The organism is Klebsiella sp. K4 (genome assembly GCF_014596785.2).
In the GTDB taxonomy this organism is placed as follows: domain Bacteria; phylum Pseudomonadota; class Gammaproteobacteria; order Enterobacterales; family Enterobacteriaceae; genus Klebsiella; species Klebsiella pneumoniae.
In genome coordinates, this window is the sequence record NZ_CP115021.1 from 4,755,447 (window position 1) to 4,772,482 (window position 17,036).

The 17,036-nt window shown below is 58.1% G+C and carries 19 protein-coding genes; 4 read left to right on the forward strand and 15 right to left on the reverse strand.

All coding sequences use genetic code 11. From position 1 onward, the window contains the following. Nucleotides 1–110 precede the first annotated feature (110 nt). Together nrdD and nrdG are read left to right on the forward strand one after the other, a co-directional pair. Entirely contained in the window at nucleotides 111–2,249 is a 2,139-nt protein-coding gene (gene nrdD / locus IB144_RS23450) for an anaerobic ribonucleoside-triphosphate reductase (RefSeq protein WP_004186701.1), read from the forward strand. 307 nt (nucleotides 2,250–2,556) lie between these two features. Next, on the forward strand, nucleotides 2,557–3,021 hold the full coding sequence (gene nrdG / locus IB144_RS23455; protein ID WP_032418146.1) for an anaerobic ribonucleoside-triphosphate reductase-activating protein: 465 nt from the start codon (nucleotides 2,557–2,559) through the stop codon (nucleotides 3,019–3,021). 3 nt (nucleotides 3,022–3,024) lie between these two features. On the opposite strand, the gene IB144_RS23460 is transcribed toward nrdG, so the two are convergent. From IB144_RS23460 to pmbA, 14 genes are all read right to left on the reverse strand, one after another. Next, nucleotides 3,025–3,309: a type II toxin-antitoxin system RelE/ParE family toxin gene (locus IB144_RS23460; protein WP_040216106.1), complete on the reverse strand. Its 285-nt coding sequence runs from the start codon at nucleotides 3,307–3,309 to the stop codon at nucleotides 3,025–3,027. Further along, a complete protein-coding gene (locus IB144_RS23465; protein ID WP_002886901.1) occupies nucleotides 3,299–3,541 on the reverse strand; it encodes a type II toxin-antitoxin system RelB/DinJ family antitoxin in 243 nt (80 codons plus the stop codon). The genes IB144_RS23460 and IB144_RS23465 overlap by 11 nt, the downstream gene beginning before the upstream one ends. A gap of 77 nt (nucleotides 3,542–3,618) precedes the next feature. Next, nucleotides 3,619–5,529 carry a PRD domain-containing protein gene (locus tag IB144_RS23470; RefSeq protein WP_040216105.1) on the reverse strand — a complete coding sequence of 637 codons (1,911 nt, stop codon included), beginning with the start codon at nucleotides 5,527–5,529 and terminating at the stop codon, nucleotides 3,619–3,621. A 22-nt stretch (nucleotides 5,530–5,551) separates the two neighbouring features. Further along, entirely contained in the window at nucleotides 5,552–6,706 is a 1,155-nt protein-coding gene (locus IB144_RS23475) for a lactonase family protein (protein WP_040216103.1), read from the reverse strand. Between the two features lie 66 nt (nucleotides 6,707–6,772). Continuing rightward, the gene (locus tag IB144_RS23480; protein WP_004186692.1) at nucleotides 6,773–7,513 is read right to left on the reverse strand and encodes a KDGP aldolase family protein; all 741 of its coding nucleotides are present in this window, start codon (nucleotides 7,511–7,513) and stop codon (nucleotides 6,773–6,775) included. Beyond that, entirely contained in the window at nucleotides 7,510–8,628 is a 1,119-nt protein-coding gene (locus IB144_RS23485) for a DgaE family pyridoxal phosphate-dependent ammonia lyase (RefSeq protein ID WP_040216101.1), read from the reverse strand. Before IB144_RS23485 ends, IB144_RS23480 begins: the two co-directional genes overlap by 4 nt. After that, on the reverse strand, nucleotides 8,612–9,745 hold the full coding sequence (locus tag IB144_RS23490; RefSeq protein ID WP_040216098.1) for an amidohydrolase/deacetylase family metallohydrolase: 1,134 nt from the start codon (nucleotides 9,743–9,745) through the stop codon (nucleotides 8,612–8,614). The genes IB144_RS23485 and IB144_RS23490 overlap by 17 nt, the downstream gene beginning before the upstream one ends. 105 nt (nucleotides 9,746–9,850) lie before the next feature. Then, on the reverse strand, nucleotides 9,851–10,495 hold the full coding sequence (locus IB144_RS23495; protein WP_004152267.1) for a DUF4310 family protein: 645 nt from the start codon (nucleotides 10,493–10,495) through the stop codon (nucleotides 9,851–9,853). 13 nt (nucleotides 10,496–10,508) lie between these two features. After that, a complete protein-coding gene (locus IB144_RS23500; RefSeq protein WP_002886897.1) occupies nucleotides 10,509–11,285 on the reverse strand; it encodes a DUF4311 domain-containing protein in 777 nt (258 codons plus the stop codon). A gap of 21 nt (nucleotides 11,286–11,306) precedes the next feature. After that, nucleotides 11,307–11,606 carry a DUF4312 family protein gene (locus IB144_RS23505; protein WP_002886896.1) on the reverse strand — a complete coding sequence of 100 codons (300 nt, stop codon included), beginning with the start codon at nucleotides 11,604–11,606 and terminating at the stop codon, nucleotides 11,307–11,309. Between the two features lie 2 nt (nucleotides 11,607–11,608). Continuing rightward, the gene (locus IB144_RS23510) at nucleotides 11,609–11,971 is read right to left on the reverse strand and encodes an SFCGS family glycine-rich protein (RefSeq protein WP_002886895.1); all 363 of its coding nucleotides are present in this window, start codon (nucleotides 11,969–11,971) and stop codon (nucleotides 11,609–11,611) included. A 10-nt stretch (nucleotides 11,972–11,981) separates the two neighbouring features. Then, nucleotides 11,982–12,320, reverse strand: coding sequence for a PRD domain-containing protein (locus IB144_RS23515; protein WP_002886894.1), 339 nt, complete (start codon nucleotides 12,318–12,320; stop codon nucleotides 11,982–11,984). Nucleotides 12,321–12,609: 289 nt separating this feature from the next. After that, nucleotides 12,610–12,996 (reverse strand): cytochrome b562, encoded by a 387-nt coding sequence (gene cybC, locus IB144_RS23520; protein WP_002886893.1) that lies wholly within the window; start codon nucleotides 12,994–12,996, stop codon nucleotides 12,610–12,612. Between the two features lie 36 nt (nucleotides 12,997–13,032). Beyond that, nucleotides 13,033–14,385, reverse strand: a complete 1,353-nt coding sequence (gene pmbA / locus IB144_RS23525; protein WP_004152265.1) for a metalloprotease PmbA — start codon at nucleotides 14,383–14,385, stop codon at nucleotides 13,033–13,035. Nucleotides 14,386–14,480: 95 nt separating this feature from the next. Here pmbA and yjgA point away from each other — a divergent pair, with 95 nt between their 5' ends. Next, on the forward strand, nucleotides 14,481–15,032 hold the full coding sequence (yjgA, locus tag IB144_RS23530; protein ID WP_004177664.1) for a ribosome biogenesis factor YjgA: 552 nt from the start codon (nucleotides 14,481–14,483) through the stop codon (nucleotides 15,030–15,032). Between the two features lie 456 nt (nucleotides 15,033–15,488). On the opposite strand, the gene IB144_RS23535 is transcribed toward yjgA, so the two are convergent. Further along, a complete protein-coding gene (locus IB144_RS23535; RefSeq protein ID WP_226331121.1) occupies nucleotides 15,489–15,587 on the reverse strand; it encodes a hypothetical protein in 99 nt (32 codons plus the stop codon). Between the two features lie 202 nt (nucleotides 15,588–15,789). Here IB144_RS23535 and IB144_RS23540 point away from each other — a divergent pair, with 202 nt between their 5' ends. Next, a complete protein-coding gene (locus tag IB144_RS23540; protein WP_065888775.1) occupies nucleotides 15,790–16,998 on the forward strand; it encodes an aldose 1-epimerase family protein in 1,209 nt (402 codons plus the stop codon). Nucleotides 16,999–17,036: the final 38 nt, after the last annotated feature.

A 17,036-nucleotide genomic window follows, 5' to 3' on the forward strand; every position in this document is an offset into this window, starting at 1 on the left:
TGTGGATAAAACGGGCCGGATCCGAAGGTAAACAGCACGAGCCGTAGCGTGCAGCGCCTTCGGGATAACCTCCGCCTCTGTGGATAACCTGTTCTATATATGGAGTGATCATGACACCGCATGTGATGAAACGTGATGGCTGTAAAGTGCCGTTCAACTCAGAGCGCATTCAGGAAGCAATTCTGCGTGCAGCTAAAGCAGCGGGAGTCGATGACGCAGACTATTGCGCCACCGTCGCAGAAGTCGTTAGCCAACAAATGCAGGGCCGCGCCCAGGTCGACATCAACGAGATCCAGACCGCGGTGGAAAACCAGCTGATGTCCGGCCCCTATAAGCAGCTGGCGCGCGCCTACATTGAGTATCGCCATGACCGCGATAGCCAGCGTGAGAAGCGCGGCCGCCTCAATCAGGAGATCCGCGGCCTCGTCGAGCAGACCAACTCCGCGCTGCTCAACGAAAACGCCAACAAGGACAGTAAAGTCATCCCGACCCAGCGCGACCTGCTGGCCGGGATCGTCGCCAAGCACTACGCCCGGCAGCACCTGCTGCCCCACGATGTGGTGATGGCTCACGAACGCGGCATGATCCACTATCATGACCTCGATTACTCGCCCTTCTTCCCGATGTTCAACTGCATGCTGATCGACCTGAAAGGCATGCTGACCCAGGGCTTTAAGATGGGCAACGCGGAGATCGAGCCGCCGAAGTCTATCTCTACCGCCACCGCGGTGACGGCGCAGATCATCGCCCAGGTCGCCAGCCATATTTACGGCGGCACCACCATCAACCGCATCGATGAAGTGCTGGCGCCGTTCGTCAGCGAAAGCTTCAAAAAGCATCGCAAAATCGCCGAAGAGTGGCAGATCCCGGATGCCGAAGGCTATGCCCGCGCCCGTACCGAAAAAGAGTGCTACGACGCCTTCCAGTCGCTGGAGTATGAGGTTAACACACTGCATACCGCCAACGGCCAGACGCCGTTCGTCACCTTCGGGTTCGGCCTTGGCACCAGCTGGGAATCGCGGCTGATCCAGCAGTCGATTCTGCGCAACCGCATTGCCGGCCTCGGTAAAAATCGCAAAACTGCGGTGTTCCCGAAACTGGTGTTCGCGATCCGCGACGGCCTGAACCATAAGTTCGGCGACCCGAACTACGACATCAAACAGCTGGCGCTGGAGTGCGCCAGCAAGCGCATGTACCCGGATATCCTCAACTACGATCAGGTGGTGAAAGTCACCGGGTCGTTTAAAACGCCGATGGGCTGCCGCAGCTTCCTCGGGGTATGGGAAAACGAGAACGGCGAGCAGGTGCATGATGGACGCAATAACCTCGGCGTGATCAGTCTCAACCTGCCGCGCATCGCCCTGGAAGCGAAAGGCGATGAAGCCGCCTTCTGGGCGCTGCTGGACGAGCGCCTGCAGCTGGCGCGCAAAGCGCTGATGACCCGTATCGCCCGCCTGGAAGGAGTGAAGGCTCGCGTGGCGCCGATCCTGTATATGGAAGGCGCCTGCGGCGTGCGGCTGAAAGCCGACGACGACGTCTCCGAGATCTTCAAAAACGGCCGCGCGTCCATTTCTCTGGGCTATATCGGTATCCATGAAACCATCAATGCGCTGTACGGCAACCAGCATATGTACGACAGCGAGGCGCTGCGTGAAAAAGGCGTAGCCATCGTCCAGCGCCTGCGCGACGCCGTCGATTTGTGGAAGGAAGAAACCGGCTACGGCTTTAGCCTGTACAGCACGCCGAGCGAAAACCTGTGCGATCGCTTCTGCCGTCTCGACACCGCCGAGTTTGGCGTGGTGGAAGGGGTAACCGACAAAGGTTACTACACCAACAGCTTCCACCTCGACGTGGAGAAGAAGGTCAACCCGTACGACAAGATCGATTTCGAAGCGCCGTACCCGCCGCTGGCCAACGGGGGGTTCATTTGCTACGGCGAGTACCCGAATATCCAGCATAACCTCAAGGCGCTGGAAGACGTGTGGGATTACAGCTATCAGCACGTGCCGTACTACGGGACCAATACGCCGATCGATGAGTGCTACGAGTGCGGTTTTACCGGCGAGTTCGAGTGCACCAGCAAGGGCTTTACCTGCCCGAAATGCGGTAACCACGACGCCGCCCGCGTTTCCGTTACCCGCCGGGTGTGCGGTTATCTCGGCAGCCCGGACGCGCGGCCGTTCAACGCCGGCAAGCAGGAAGAAGTGAAGCGCCGCGTGAAGCACCTGGGTAATGGGCAGATTGGTTAATTCCAGCTGGTTTAGCCCCTCACCCTCTCCCCAACGGGGAGAAGGGACCGGCCCCGTAGCCGTTTGGCCACTAAGGAGCCGTTCCCGGATAGCGGCGCGCAGCGCCTTATCCGGGCTACCACTACCACTGTTGTAGCCCGGCCGAGCGCAGCGACGCCAGGAAATGGCCGCATTCCTCCGTTTTCGCAAAGCAATTAACGTCAGAGCAAGGCGGCAAACGAAGGAATCCCCAGGAGCGTACATTCAGTACGTGACTGGGATGAGTGAGCGCAGCCAACGCCGCTCTGGCGTTAATTGAGAAGCGAAAATGAATTATCACCAGTACTACCCCGTCGACATCGTCAACGGCCCCGGCACCCGCTGCACCCTGTTTGTCTCCGGCTGCGTCCACGAGTGCCCCGGCTGCTACAACAAAAGCACCTGGCGGGTGAACTCCGGTATGCCGTTTACCGCTGAGATGGCCGACCGTATCATCGCCGACCTCAACGACACCCGCATCAAACGCCAGGGGCTTTCGCTCTCCGGCGGCGATCCGCTGCATCCGCAGAACGTCACGGATATTTTAAAGTTGGTTCAGCGCGTGCGCGCCGAATGCCCCGGCAAAGATATCTGGGTCTGGACCGGCTATAAACTTGATGAGCTGAATGAGGCGCAAATGCAGGTGGTGAACCTGATTAACGTGCTGGTTGACGGTAAGTTTGTGCAGGATTTGAAAGATCCGGCGCTTATCTGGCGCGGCAGCAGCAACCAGGTCGTACATCATTTGCGATAGCGTTTAGAGCCGTTTATTCGCCTGATGATAAACGGCCGCTTTCTCTCTTTTGCCAATGGCAATAACGTAAACCACCACCACACTATCTCGTACTTGATACACCAACCGATAACCTGACGCCTTAAGCTTGATTTTGTAGCAATCCGGTAAATCGCTCAGCCTGGTCGACTCAATTCGCGGATTCTGCACAATCTGCTGGAGCTTATTTTTGAACTGTTTTTTGACCGTCTCGCCAGGCTTCTGCCATTCGCGCCAGGCTCGTGGATCAAACGCCAGTTCATAGGTCATCCAGACTCACCTTAACCCCCGGCCGTGGGTTTTCCAGCCGTTCGCGAACGGTGCGTAATAACGCCGCTTCGCCATCACTGATGGTCATACTTTTCACCGGCATGCGGCCATTTTCCGCAATGTATTGAAACAGCAGGCGTACCGCCTCCGTTGGTGTCATATCGAGTTTCTCCAGCACGGCATAAGCCTCTTTTTTGAGTTTATCGTCCAGTCGAACATTGAGCGTGGCCATTATGCCTCCGGAAAGGGGAATTTTGTAATGCAGTATAGCATTACATTTGAATTACACTCGAATCTGGAAAACGCCTCTCAAAACCGGCTGACGCACTCCATCGCCACCGTTTTAAACTCATCGAAGCTGCGGGTCGCGGCGAGGCGACTCATGGCGCGCTCGCGCAGGAAAGTCACGAAAATATCGTAGATCGCCATCGCCTCTTCATACTCGCGCTTGCTGATAGCGAGCAGGAAGATGAGATGGGCGGTTTCGTCGCCCCAGGCGATGCCCTGCGGGGCGATAACGGTATAAACCACCGTCTTTTTCGCCAGCAGCCCCAGGGAGTGCGGCAGCGCAATGCCATCCCCCAACATGGTGCTGACGATCGCTTCACGTTCCACCACCGAAGCATGAAACTCCGCATCGACAAAACCTTCTTGCTCCAGCTGCTGGCACAGCTCGGCGAACAGCGTTTGCTGATCCATCGGCTTATCCACCACCCGGAAGTGGGCGGCATCGAAGTACTTATTCAGCATCCACGGACGGGTACGGTCCACCAGCACCAGCTTGCCGATTTGATCCAGCTGATAGTCGGTGGGGAACGGCGCGATAGTCACCACCGGCTTGTCTTTTTCGCCGATCCGCACCGTTGAGATAACGAAATCCGCCTCGATCGCGTCCCGCTGTTCGTACTCGCGCTGGGAGATGGTAGCGGCGATCTCCAGCTGCGGATATTTACGCTGCAGGATCGCCTCGATCATCCGTACCATCGCATTGCTGGTATCGCACACCAGCAGCACCTGCGGCTGACGCTGGTAGCCGATGTTGTAGTGGCGCTCCAGCCCAACGCCGATATGCAGTACCAGAAAGCCGATTTCGTTTTCGCTGATGGTGTACGGAGTATATTTCCCCCAGCTGGAGACCGCGGCCAGGGTCATATCCCAGGCCATCGGGTAGTGCTGTTTGATGTTATCCAGCAGCGGATTGGGGATCATGATCTGGTAGCGCACCCGGGTGATCATGGTTTTAATGTGGGTCAGCAGATCGGCATGCAGCTGGGCGTCGTCCAGCAGGTTGTAGTTATACTGGCTGTTGATGTAGCGCAGGATGTAATTGACCAGCGCTTCATCATCGTCGGCGCTGATAGTTTCCGGATCGACATCCTGCACCTGACGGGCCGCGATATGCACGCATAGCCACTCTTCTTCGGCGGGCGATAAAGGTTTCCCGGCCAGCCGCTGCAGCTCACCCGTCAGCTCGCGCGCGGCGTCGCGGACGTTCTGCGCCACATCTTCAGCGCTGAATTCGGCCAGCGGGTAGCCTTCGCTGACGCGGCGCACCACCACCGCGCCATACAGGCAGACAAAGCGCTCGCCGGCGTCGGTGAGGCGAATATGATGCCGCGTGAGCGTCTCCTGCAGCACCGGCTCCAGCAGCGCTGGCACCTCCGCCGCAAAGGCCTCGGCGCCGATCGGCGGCGCGATATCGCCTTGCTGGGTCAGCTCCCACAGCAGGTCGGTCAGGCAGGCGCGAATTGACACCTCGCTGCCGAACAGCTTCATGCCGTGGCGCGGGCGGGTTTCAAGAGTCAGCTGATAGCGCTGGAAGCGCTCGCGCACCTCAACCATGTCATTTTGCAGCGTGGCGCGGCTGACGAACCACTCATCCGCCAGATCTTCCAGCTTGATAGAGAACGCCGAGGTCAGGAAACGCACCAGCAGAAACGTGATGCGATCCTGGGCGGTACGCGGCACGTGCTGCGCCTTCGGCGCGGTCTCCTCCAGCGCCTGGAAACTCGTCGGATTATCTATCTTCAGCTGATAACCGCTGCCGCGGTTAAGGATAAACTGCGCGCCATATTGCGCCAGCAGCGTATTCAGGGCGGTAATATCGGCGCGCACGGTACGGGTGGAAACCGACAGGCGTTGCGCCAGCTCATCCTGCGGCAGCGTTTCATTTCGCAGCAGGGTGAAGAGTTGCGCTAAGCGTTGGTTGGGAAATCGCATGTCAGTTCCTTGTAATTACGGCTCAGGGTTGGGCGGATATCACCATCTGCGATGGGCTACCGACCGGCGTATAGTCGGAGGCAAAGGTTAATTTGCCATCCTTCGGCGCCACGCTGAAGCGGGTAATATTATCGCTACGCTGGTTCATGACGTACAGCCACTGTCCCTGATTATCCAGCGTCAGAGTGCGGGGATAATCGCCACGCGTCCAGATATCTTCCTGGTGACTCAGCCTGCCGTCGGCCAGCACCGTGAAGTGGGCAATGCTGTTATGCAGGCGGTTGGCGACATATAGCTGTTTGCCATCGTTGCTCAACACAAGTCCGGCGGCAAAGCTGGTGCCTTTATACCCTTCCGGCAGCGCGGAGACAGTTTTGCCTTCACGCAGCAGGCCGCTTTGCTTATCCAGATGATAGAAGGTCAGCGTCGACGCTTCCTCGTTAATCAGCCACAGGCCGTCGCCCTGTGGCGTAAAGACGAAGTGGCGCGGGCCGGCTCCCGGCGACGAGGCGGCGATAAACGGCGGATCGTTCGGCGTTAGCTTGCCGCTGGCGCTATCCAGCCGATACTGATAGATCCGATCCAGCCCCAGATCGGTAGAGTAAACGTATTTCCCGCTGGGATCGGCGGCGATCATATGGGCATGCGGGCCGTTGTGATCGCTGATGGCGAAGCTGCCCTCGACGGCCGCCGCCGGGCGTTCGGCGCCTGCCGGGCCTTCATCCTGATGCCTGTCCACCGCCTCAGCCAGGCTACCATCTTCTTGCACCGGTAGCACGGCGATACTGCCGCTGACATAGTTAGCCACCAGCAGATGCTTACCGTCCGGCGTCAGGGAGAGATACACCGGCCCGGCGCCGCCGGAGGCGACCTGGCTGAGCGCGGTCAGCTCGCCGTTCTTTTCAATGCGCCACGCCTGCACCACGCCTTTTTCGACTTCACTGGCGGCATACAGCGTTTTGCCATCGCGCGACACGGTTAACTGCGCGACATTCGGCAACGAGCTCACCAGCGTCTTATCGCGCAGGGCGCCGGTTTTGGCATCGACGGTAAAGCGATACAGACCTTCGCCATTGGGGTTATAGGTGCCTACCCAGGCATAGTGGGTTTGCGCGGCGCCCGCGGCGGCGGCAAACAGGGACAGTGAAGCGACAAGCAGATGACGAGCGACAGGCATAGCAACTCCTTGATGGTTCAGTGGGATAAGCTGCTCCTCACCCTTTGAGGGTGAGGGGCAAGGGCACTACTTCACTAACTGTTTTGTCATCTCCAGCAGCTGGCGCACATCGGCCGGGCGGGTGTTGCCGCTGGCTTTATCGATAATCGAGCTGTAAATATGCGGGATGATTTTGCTCACCCCGGCATCGAGGGCGATTTTCAGGATCTCGCTGTAGTTTTCCAGATCGATACCGCCGGTCGGCTCGAGCCAGAAATCGTGCGCGGCGCAGGCTTTAGCGACGGCTTCGAATTCGACGCGGTGCTTCAGGCCGCCCATCGGGAAGTATTTGATGGAGCTGCCGCCCATGTCTTTCAGCAGCGCGATGGCGGTTTCCAGCGGCACAATGCCATCCGCCGCGCCGCTGCTCAGCGGGCCGGTGGAGATCTTAACCATTCCCGGCGTACCGGTGGGAGAGACCAGGCCGTTGACCACCGTCTCGTTCTGCCCGAGCAGCGCGCGGCTGGTAGCCACGCCGGTGAAGACCTGGTTGACGTGCTGCGGCTGCACCTGGCGAGAAATCTCGCTCACCATCGCCGACTGGTTTGGATCGCCTGCCCCCAGCCCGACGGAGAGCGCGTTATCAATCAGCTTCGCGTAGTCGCGCATATCGGCCACCGCGCTGGCGACGTCCGGATAGTTTTTGGAGAGCACGCCGACCAGGACGTGACCTTCCGCCGCGTCGTAAATTTCACGGGCGTTGTCTTTGCTGCCCGCCAGGACGTTCAGGCACACGCGGTCACGGTAAAAGTTTGGGGTCAGTTTCATGCTTGTTTCTCCTTATTCAGAACTTCTGCGATGCGGCGAGCGACCACCGCCAGCTGCTCCGCGTTTACGCTGCGGACATCGGCTTCGATAATGCCTTCATTCGCTTTATAGCCGCGGAAGTAGATGGCGTATTCACCCTGCTTCAGCGCGTTAACCAGATCGCCGGTCTTCACACCGGTCGTGACTTCATCAAATTTAATTTCGGCGCGGGCGATATCACGGCCCGCGCTGTCCCACACCACCCGCGCGGTCACGCCGTTGAGAGTATTGAGCTGTTCGATAAACGGCGTCATCTTGTCCACCATCTGCTCGCCGCTCTCTTTGCTCGCCGTCAGGTAGTGTTCAATGGCGCAGGTCAGGCCGAGAATGCCCTCTTTACCCACTTTCATCGCCCGGCCAATGCCCATCGACTGGCGCTTAACCCACTCGACGTACTGCGTTTTGCCGATCACCAGCCCGCTGGTCGGCCCTTCAATCGCTTTCGCGCCGCTGTAGATAACCAGGTCGGCGCCCATGCGGTAGTAGCACTGCAGATCTTCTTCCGCCGCCGCATCGACGATCAGCGGCAAGTTATGCTGGCGCGCCACTTCCGCGGCCTGCGCCACGTTGAGCATGCTTTTCTGCACGCAGTGGTGGGATTTGATATACAGAATCGCCGCGGTGCGCGGAGTGATCGCCGCCGCCAGCTGCTGGGCAGAACATTCGTTGGCGTAGCCCGCTTCCACCAGCTTACCGCCGCCCAACGCCACCATGGTGCCAACCGGCGCGCCGAAGTTGACGTTGTGGCCCTTCGGCAACACGATTTCGTTATTTTCAATCGGCGTAACGTGCAGGTTCTCCAGCAGCCAGTCGCTGTCTTTCACCAGCACCGCCGCTACCGACTGGGCAATCCCCGCCGACGCGCAGGAGACAACGGTCGCCCCTTCCACATCCAACAGTTTGGCGATGTACTCGCCGGTTTTATTCACCAGGTCTTTCATTTCAAAGTACTGGTTCATACCGGCCATCGCGGCTTCAACCACTTCCGGGCGCGGCGTGGAAACGCCCAGCGCCGTCATGCGGCCAGAAGTATTAATCACCTGTTTTAAATGGTATTTCTCAAAAATCGAAGGCATGTTCCGCGCTCCCTTGTTCGGTCAGATAGCCTTTGCCCGCGCGGATCGCGGCCAGCGGCACCAGAATGTTGTCAGCCTGCAGGCTCTCTTTTTCGGCATCCACCAGCAGCGTGGGCCGGTGCTCCAGGCTAAATAGCGTTAAATCGGCGTCGAAGCCCACTTCCAGCCGCCCTTTACGCGACAGGCGCAGCCCTTCGGCGGCGCTGACGGTCACGCAGTCAATCACCTGCGGCAGCGTCATGCCGATGGCGAGGAATTTCGACATCACCAGCGCCAGCGAGCGCACCGGGCCGTCGATGCGGTTGCGGCAGTAAATATCGGAGCTAATGGTGTGCGGCAGAATGCCCAGCGCAATCGCCCGCCGCGCCACCTCAAAGCTGAAGCTGGCGGTGCCATGGCCGACATCGAGACGCACGCCGCGCTGCAGAGCGCGAGTAATAGAGCTGCGCAGCTCGCCGGCAGGATTCAGAATGCGGTTCGGCTTGCCGTTATAGCAGTGGGTAATGATGTCGCCGCTGCTCAGCAGATCGGCGATTTCATCGAGGTTCGGCGGGTTATTGCCGATGTGCACCATCAGCGGCAGATCGTCGTTTTCCTGCTGAATGGCCTTGGCGCGCGCCAGCGGCGTAATGCCGTTTTCGCCCACCACGCTGCTGCTCATCCGCGCCTTCAGGCCGACGATAAAGTCGGGATGACGCTGCACCGCCTGCTTCACCGCGGCGGCGTCGATATTGGCCATATTGGCCAGCTCATTCTGCGCAATCAGTCCGACGCGGGAGATGTTGAGCAGCGCATAAACTTCCGTCGCCGCTTTACGGGTCAGTTGATAGAAGTCATCGACGTCGTCGGCGCCGGTGCTGCCGGCATCGATCACGGTGGTGACGCCGGTGGCGATGCCGACGCTATCCGGCTCATCGTGATAAATCGGTGAATTCGGGTAGCAGTGAACGTGAGAGTCAATCCAGCCAGCGCTGACGTAAACCTTGCCGTTCAGCTCAATGGTTTTACGGGAGGGCGCGCTAATCTCGCCCAGCGCCGCGATTTTCCCGTCCTGAATGGCGATATCAGTCAGGGTATCGTCGACGAGGCGCGCGCGGCGCAGGAGTAAATCAAACATAGCTATCTCCTGATGAAAAGAGTGTACGGATGGCGGCGTACCGCCTTATCCGGCCTACAAACCGCGCTGGCTTGTAGGCCCGATAAGCGCAGCGCCATCGGGCGCTTAGCTAATCGCCACCGGGAAGATGGAACCGAGGATCATCGCCCCGAGGATGGCGCCGCCGGTGATCGGTTTCTGCCAGATGTAGAACAGCAGTGCGCCAACCAGCGAGCCAATCCCGATAGGAATCGAGGCGGTCATTGCGCTGAGGATGATCAAGGGACCGAGGAAGCGGCCGGAGGCGTTACCGGCCCCCATCATCACGTCGGCGCCGTAGGTGGAATCGCTCTGGTTGATGGTGAACTTACGCGCCAGAATGATGATGTAGCCCACCGCCAGGCCGAGGACCAGGCCGGTGACCAGCGACGCGGCGAAGTTCGCCACCGGGAAGACAAAGCCCGCGCCGAGCAGCAGCGCCGGCACGCCAAGACCGATACCGGTCTGTATCGCGCCGCCGATATCGAGGATCCCTACCAGCGACCCTTCGATGATGCGGGCGAAAAGGAAGCTGGCGCCAAACGCCGCCACCGCGCCGTAAACGCCGGTATCAATCCCCGACTTCAGCATCGCCACGAAGGCCACTTCGTTAAAGGCGCCGATGCCGTACAGGTAGTACATGTGGGTCCCGGCGAAGACGCCGGAGGAGAGCAGGCCAACAAAGATCGGGAACGACCAGTCGGCATACCAAAAACCTTTATTCTGTTCCATTATCCGGCTCCCGTTACTTGCCGCTGAGTGAGTTGTGGATCATGTCCAGCCAGTTCGGCACGGTCAGATGGAAGGATTCGATCATCTTCATGTCGAAGCCACGGAAGAAGCCGCTGAGGACAAACAGCGCGACGATGGCCACCATCATCACTTTAGTCACCCGGTTCCAGCCGCTCTCTTCGACGCCTTTACCGATCAGGATCCCCAGCACCAGACCCGGTACGGCGTTACCCATAATCAGCTGCGCGGCGCCGCCGAAAATCGTCGCCCAGAAGCCTGATTTTTTACCGGCATCGATCGCCGCCAGCCAGAAGATCACCGGCATCACGGTGTTTACCAGCAGGTTTGCCGCCGGCACCAGTACCTTAACGGCGGTCACCTGCAGCGCTTCCGGTACGGACGAGGCGGTCAGGTTGAGGAAGGCGACGACAATCATGCCGATGATGCCGCAGGAGATGGCCATTTTTTTCGGATCGTGCAGCGTTTCGCCGACGTTACGATTTTTCAGCATCAGCGCCGCCGCGCCCCAGTTGGGTATAATGCGGTGGTCAACATCCTGGGTGAAGGAGCCTGCTGCAACGGAAGAGGCCCAGGCGTTAAAGAAGAAGCCAAGGCCAAAGGAGAAGTGGGAGGCCGGATCGCCCTCACAGGAATTCAGCTCGCCCAGGGTTCGAAACGCCCCCATCCCCTGCGTGGTGGGGGCATGAAACATGCGTGCCGCTCCGGCGCCCACGCCGACGCCGACCAGGCCGCCGATGATAAGCGATTTTATTAAAATTATCAGGAACATAGTCAGACCTTTTGCTAACAATCAGGTTTGCGTGACGAAATCCACTTTATCGAGATCGATGGCGGTCACGTTGACGGTGACGTCCAGCTCCACGCTGTAGGTCCGTCGTTCACGGCGCAAAAAGAAGAACAGAAACGCCTCTTTTCGTACCGCTTCGCGCGCATGAACAACCGTCACGTCCTGTGGCTCAATACGCAGTAGGATGCGCGAGGATGATTTCATCACCGCAGCCTGCACATGGTTCAGGGCATCGGCGAAGGCCCGTGATTTGCTTTCGCCTTTGCCGGCAACCCTCACCGTGGTGGTGAATTGCTCTTTCATACTTATGCGCCGTATTTCTTTTTCCAGGCTTCTACCAGCCGCTCGCCCAGCTCTTCTTTATCCATAAAGCCGAAGCCCAGCACGTTGCAGCCTTCGTTGATAGCGGTGACGCCCTCATCAATAGAGCGCATGCCATATTTTGCTTTGTAGCCGTATTTGGTCTGGGCGGTGATGGCGCCAGCGCCGCCGCTGCCGCAGAAGGAGATGCCGAAGGTGGCGTTTTCCGCTTTCATTATGTCGCCAAGCTTCATGTCGGCCGCAACGCCAGGGACGACCACAGCACGTGCGCCCGCTTTTTCAGCGCCTGCGGCGACTTTTTGGCCTTTACCCAGACGGTCGCCAATGACTACGGTGATTTGTTCCATGTTTTGCTCCTTACAGGTTATCTTTCGCGACTTCGAAGTGGACGGAGAGCAGCCAGGCCTCTTCATCAGGCAGGTTGCCGAACTGTGCGACCACTTCGCGGGCCAGCATCATTGAATCTTCAGAAATTTCTTCGAACAGACTGGCATCCACTTCCGGTAGCGGTTCGCCGCTGATTGACCGGTGGGCCATGGCCCGCACGTGGGAAGTCAGCATTTGCTCCTGAACGTCGTTAGGGACGATGTCGTGACGGCTTAACAGGGCGAAAACCTGCTGTAACATCTTGTCAGCCAGGCGTTCGGTCTGCGCCGCCTGCTCCCCTACGTCGTTTATTACCGCTCCGTTATTCACTTGTGTTACCCCGCTGATGTCTCTGGAAATCAAGGTAGCGCCGGGGGACAGGAGTTTGTAGCGAGTTGTTTTCCACTTCGAAGTGGAAAGGGAGAAGGCTTAGGTGATCGACTCCACATATTCGCCGGATAAATGTAAAAACAGGCGATATGACGTGATGCGCATCACAACAATGATCGAGGTTTAGCGGAAAACGACCGCAGAAAGACCGGAAAAAGAAAAGGGAAAAATGTGATATCGGTAGGCTTTCAGGTGGGAGGCATCGGCTGATGCCTCCCGAAAAGAACGGTTAGCGGTACTTCTTATGATAGGTGTTGCGGGTGGTTTTAAACTCCTCCGCGGCGGCCTGCGCCTCTTTCACCTTGCCTTCGTTCGCCAGCTTCAGCGCACCGTCGATCTGGCCGATCAGAATATCCAGACCGTGACGGTAATCTTTCATCTCAGCGCTGTCGGCCGCTTTGCCTTCCAGCTTCGGCGGGGTCTCTTTCTGAGCATCGACCGCGGCGGTACGCATCTTATTCAGCGCCGCTTTCAGCTCGCCGGCGTCGGAGGTCTTCTGTACCACTTGCAGGTTTTCTGCCAGAGTGTCCATGTCTTCGCCCAGGTCGGCGAAGGCCGACGCTGAACCGAGCGCAAAAGCAGAGACAGCCAGCATCGCTAACAGTTTTTTACGCATTGCTCACTTCCTTTTTATTATTTAAGCAAACAGGTGTTATTGCCCGGCGATTTTCATCTCCGGCAGCAGCACAGAACCGCACTGAATGTTGCTGCGCGTTTCAATATCATCGCCAATGGTCACGATATTACGCCACATTTCTTTCAGATTTCCTGCAATGGTGATCTCACTGACAGGATATTGAATTTCGCCGTTTTCTACCCAGAAGCCGGATGCGCCGCGTGAGTAGTCGCCGGTGACGCCACTGACACCCTGCCCCATCAGTTCGGTAACCACAAGACCGGTGCCCATCTCTTTAAGCATCTTTGCAAAACTCAGGCCGCGGCCGTTAATGCGCCAGTTGTGGATGCCCCCGGCGTGGCCGGTGCTTTTCATCCCCAGCTTGCGGGCGGAGTAATTGGTCAGCAGCCACTGGGTCAGCACGCCGTCTTTGACGATATCGCGACGTTCGGTGCGCACGCCTTCGCTGTCGAACGGCGTGGAGGCCAGCCCTTTCAGCAGGTGCGGATGCTCTTCAATGGTCAGCCACTCCGGCAAAATTTGTTTGCCCAGCGAATCGAGCAGGAAGGTCGATTTACGGTAGACCGCGCCGCCGGCAATCGCTCCGACCAGGTGGCCAAACAACCCGGTCGCCACTTCGTTGGCGAAAATGACCGGCGCCTTCATGGTCGACAGCTTACGCGGCGCCAGGCGCGACAGGGTGCGGCGGGCGCACTCTTCCCCGACCCATTCCGGGGACTGCAGATCCTCGATCGCCCGGCCAATGGTGTAGGCGTAGTCGCGCTCCATATCGCCGTCATCTTCCGCAATGACGCAGCTGGAGAGGGAGTGGCGAGTCGAGCAGTAGCTCTGCAGCATGCCATGGCTGTTGCCGAACACTTTAATGCCGTAGTGGCTGTTAAAGCTGCCGCCTTCGGTGTTGGTGATGCGTTTATCGGCCTTCAGGGCCGCTTGCTCCGCGCGGGCGGCCAGTTCGATAGCGTCGTCCGGGGAGACCTCCGCCGGGTGGAACAGGTCCAGATCCGGGGCGTCAAAGGCCAGCAGATCTTTATCGGCTACGCCGGCAAACGGGTCCGGGGAGGTATAGCGGGCGATATCCAGCGCCGCCTGCACGGTGCGGGCGATGGCGTCCGGGCTAAGATCGGTGGAGGAGGCACTGCCCTTGCGGTTCTGATGGTAAACCGTGATGCCTAATGCCCCATCGCTGTTGAATTCTACATTCTCCACTTCGCCATAGCGGGTGCTGACGCCGATGCCCGTGGTTTTGCTGACGGAAACTTCCGCACCGTCAGATTTACCTGCCGCCAGTTCCAGTGCCGTGGTAACGGCTTCTTCCAGCGTCTTACGCTGCTGTGCAACTTGAGAGATGACTTTCATTGCTAATGCCATAATGTAAGAAGGAGTTAACTGAAGTCTAACAGAGAACCGTTTTTCAGTGCGCGCCTTAACTGGTAACATTAGCCTCTTTTTTTAAGGAGCCTGAGATGACAAAGCAGCCCGAAGACTGGCTCGACGACGTGCCCGGTGATGACGTTGAAGATGAAGATGATGAAATCATCTGGGTCAGTAAGAGTGAAATTAAGCGCGACGCGGAAGAACTGAAGCGTCTTGGCGCGGAACTCGTTGACCTGGGGAAAAACGCGCTGGATAAAATTCCGCTGGATACCGACCTGCGCGACGCCATCGAACTCGCCCAGCGAATCAAAAAAGAGGGTCGCCGCCGCCAGCTGCAGCTTATCGGTAAGATGCTGCGCAACCGCGATGTCGATCCGATTCGTCAGGCGCTGGACAAGCTGAAAAACCGTCACAACCAGCAGGTTGCGCTGTTCCACAAGCTGGAGCAGATCCGCGATCGACTGATTGACGACGGGGATGACGCCGTCGCTGAAGTGCTGAACCTGTGGCCAGATGCTGACCGTCAGCAGCTGCGTTCGCTGATCCGCAATGCGAAGAAAGAGAAAGAAGGCAACAAGCCGCCGAAATCGGCGCGCCTGATCTTCCAGTATCTGCGTGAACTGGCGGAAAACGAAGGCTAAGTCCCGCTGTTTTTGCCCGCAATAGTCTCCCGGATGGCGGCGCGCTGCGCCTTATCCGGGCTACGGTTCCCTATATCAAACGGTTACTCAACACCGTAGGCCCGCGCAAGCGCAGCGCCGCCGGGCAAGCTGTACCAGACTCCGTTCCCGTCATTGTGCCGGATGGCGGCTACGCCTTATCCGGCCTACAGAGCCCTGTATATCAAACGGTTACTCACACCGTAGGCCCGCGCAAGCGCAGCGCCGCCGGGCAAGCTGTACCAGACTCCGTTCCCGTCATTGTGCCGGATGGCGGCTAACGCCTTATCCGGCCTACGGAGCCCTGTATATCAAACGGTTACTCAACACCGTAGGCCCGCGCAAGCGCAGCGCCGCCGGGCAAGCTGTACCAGGCTCCGTTCCCGTCATTGTTCCGGATGGCGGCTACGCCTTATCCGGCCTACCTTCACCCCAGCTCTAAGGCTTGCGCCAGCAGGGGGATTCCCGTCGTATCGCCTGAATCCCCTCATCCACACGACGATACGTTTGTTTATAGCCTGATTTATCAAGCTGAATCGTTAAAGCTTAAAACAATATTGATCACATATCCTGGTAATAAATACGTATTACTTAGCAAAATAATACGACTTTCATCTCATTTAACATCATAAAAACGGCCACTTTCTCACCAGGTGAGGCGCTTCACATTTTAATCACCCCCATGCCGGTAGATTTCACACGTCAATGACACAATCGATTCAGCAAAAAGGGAATAAAAATGAAAAAGACATTGGTTCTGACGACGATCGCCCTGCTGGTTTCTGGCTCGGCCGCGGCAAAAACATGGGTGCTGACGAACGCTGAAGAGGGGATAGATAAAGGAAACTGGCAGATCAAAAGCGATCAGCTGAAGGTGAAAGATCATGCGTTCAGCATTGAGCAGAAAGTCCTGCACGGCGGTAAGCAGGAAGGCAGCAAAATCCTTACCATTCACAGTAAAGACGGCCTGACCATTACCCTGAGCCCGACACGCGGCATGAACTTACTGCGTATTGAGGGTTTCGGCAGCCGGATGGGCTGGGATTCGCCGGTTAAAGAGGTCGTCAACCCGGCGTTTATCAACCTGGAAAGCCGCAATGGCCTCGGCTGGCTGGAAGGATTCAACGAGATGATGGTCCGCTGCGGCTATGAATGGACCGGCCATCCGGTGACCGCGGACGGGCAAATTTATACCCTACACGGCAAGGCGGGCAACACGCCGGCCTCTCTGGTGGAGGTGGAGGTGGCCGACAGCGCGCCGTATGAAATCCGCATCCGCGGGCTGGTGAAAGAGAGCACCTTTAAAAAAGCCGATCTGCAGACCCTGACCGAACTGCGCTACGTCCCGGGCAGCAACAGCTTCAGCCTGCATGATGTCTTAACCAACCATGCCGACTATCCGCATGATTATCAGATCATCTACCACAGCAACTTCGGCACCCCGATCCTCGAAGAAGGCGCGCGTTTCCTCGCCCCGATGTCCAGCATCAGCCCGTTCAATGATTACGCGAAGAGCGGGTTAAAAACCTGGCAGACCTATCAGGGACCGACCAAAGATTTTGACGAGATGGTATTTAATATTCAGCCGCTGGCCGATGAAAATCATCAGACCCTGGCCGCGGTGGTCAACAAAGCGGGCGATAAAGGGGCCTCTATTCAGTTTGATACCCGTCAGCTGCCGGTCCTGACGCTGTGGAAAAACACCGATACCGTCAAGCAGGGCTATGTCACCGGTATCGAGCCGGGGACCAGCTACGCCTATCCGGTGACCATTGAACGCGAGCAAAAACGCGTGAAGCAGCTGCAGCCGGGCGCCAGCGCGCAGTTTGATCTAACCTACACCCTGCTGCACGATAGCGCCCAGGTAGCCGCCGTTGAGCAGAAAATCGCGCAGATTCAGGGCGATAACAAAGTCGCGGAGAACGAGACGCCGATCGCCAAAGAGTAACAGCGCCGCCAGTCGAATGCCCGGAGCGGTACGCCGAG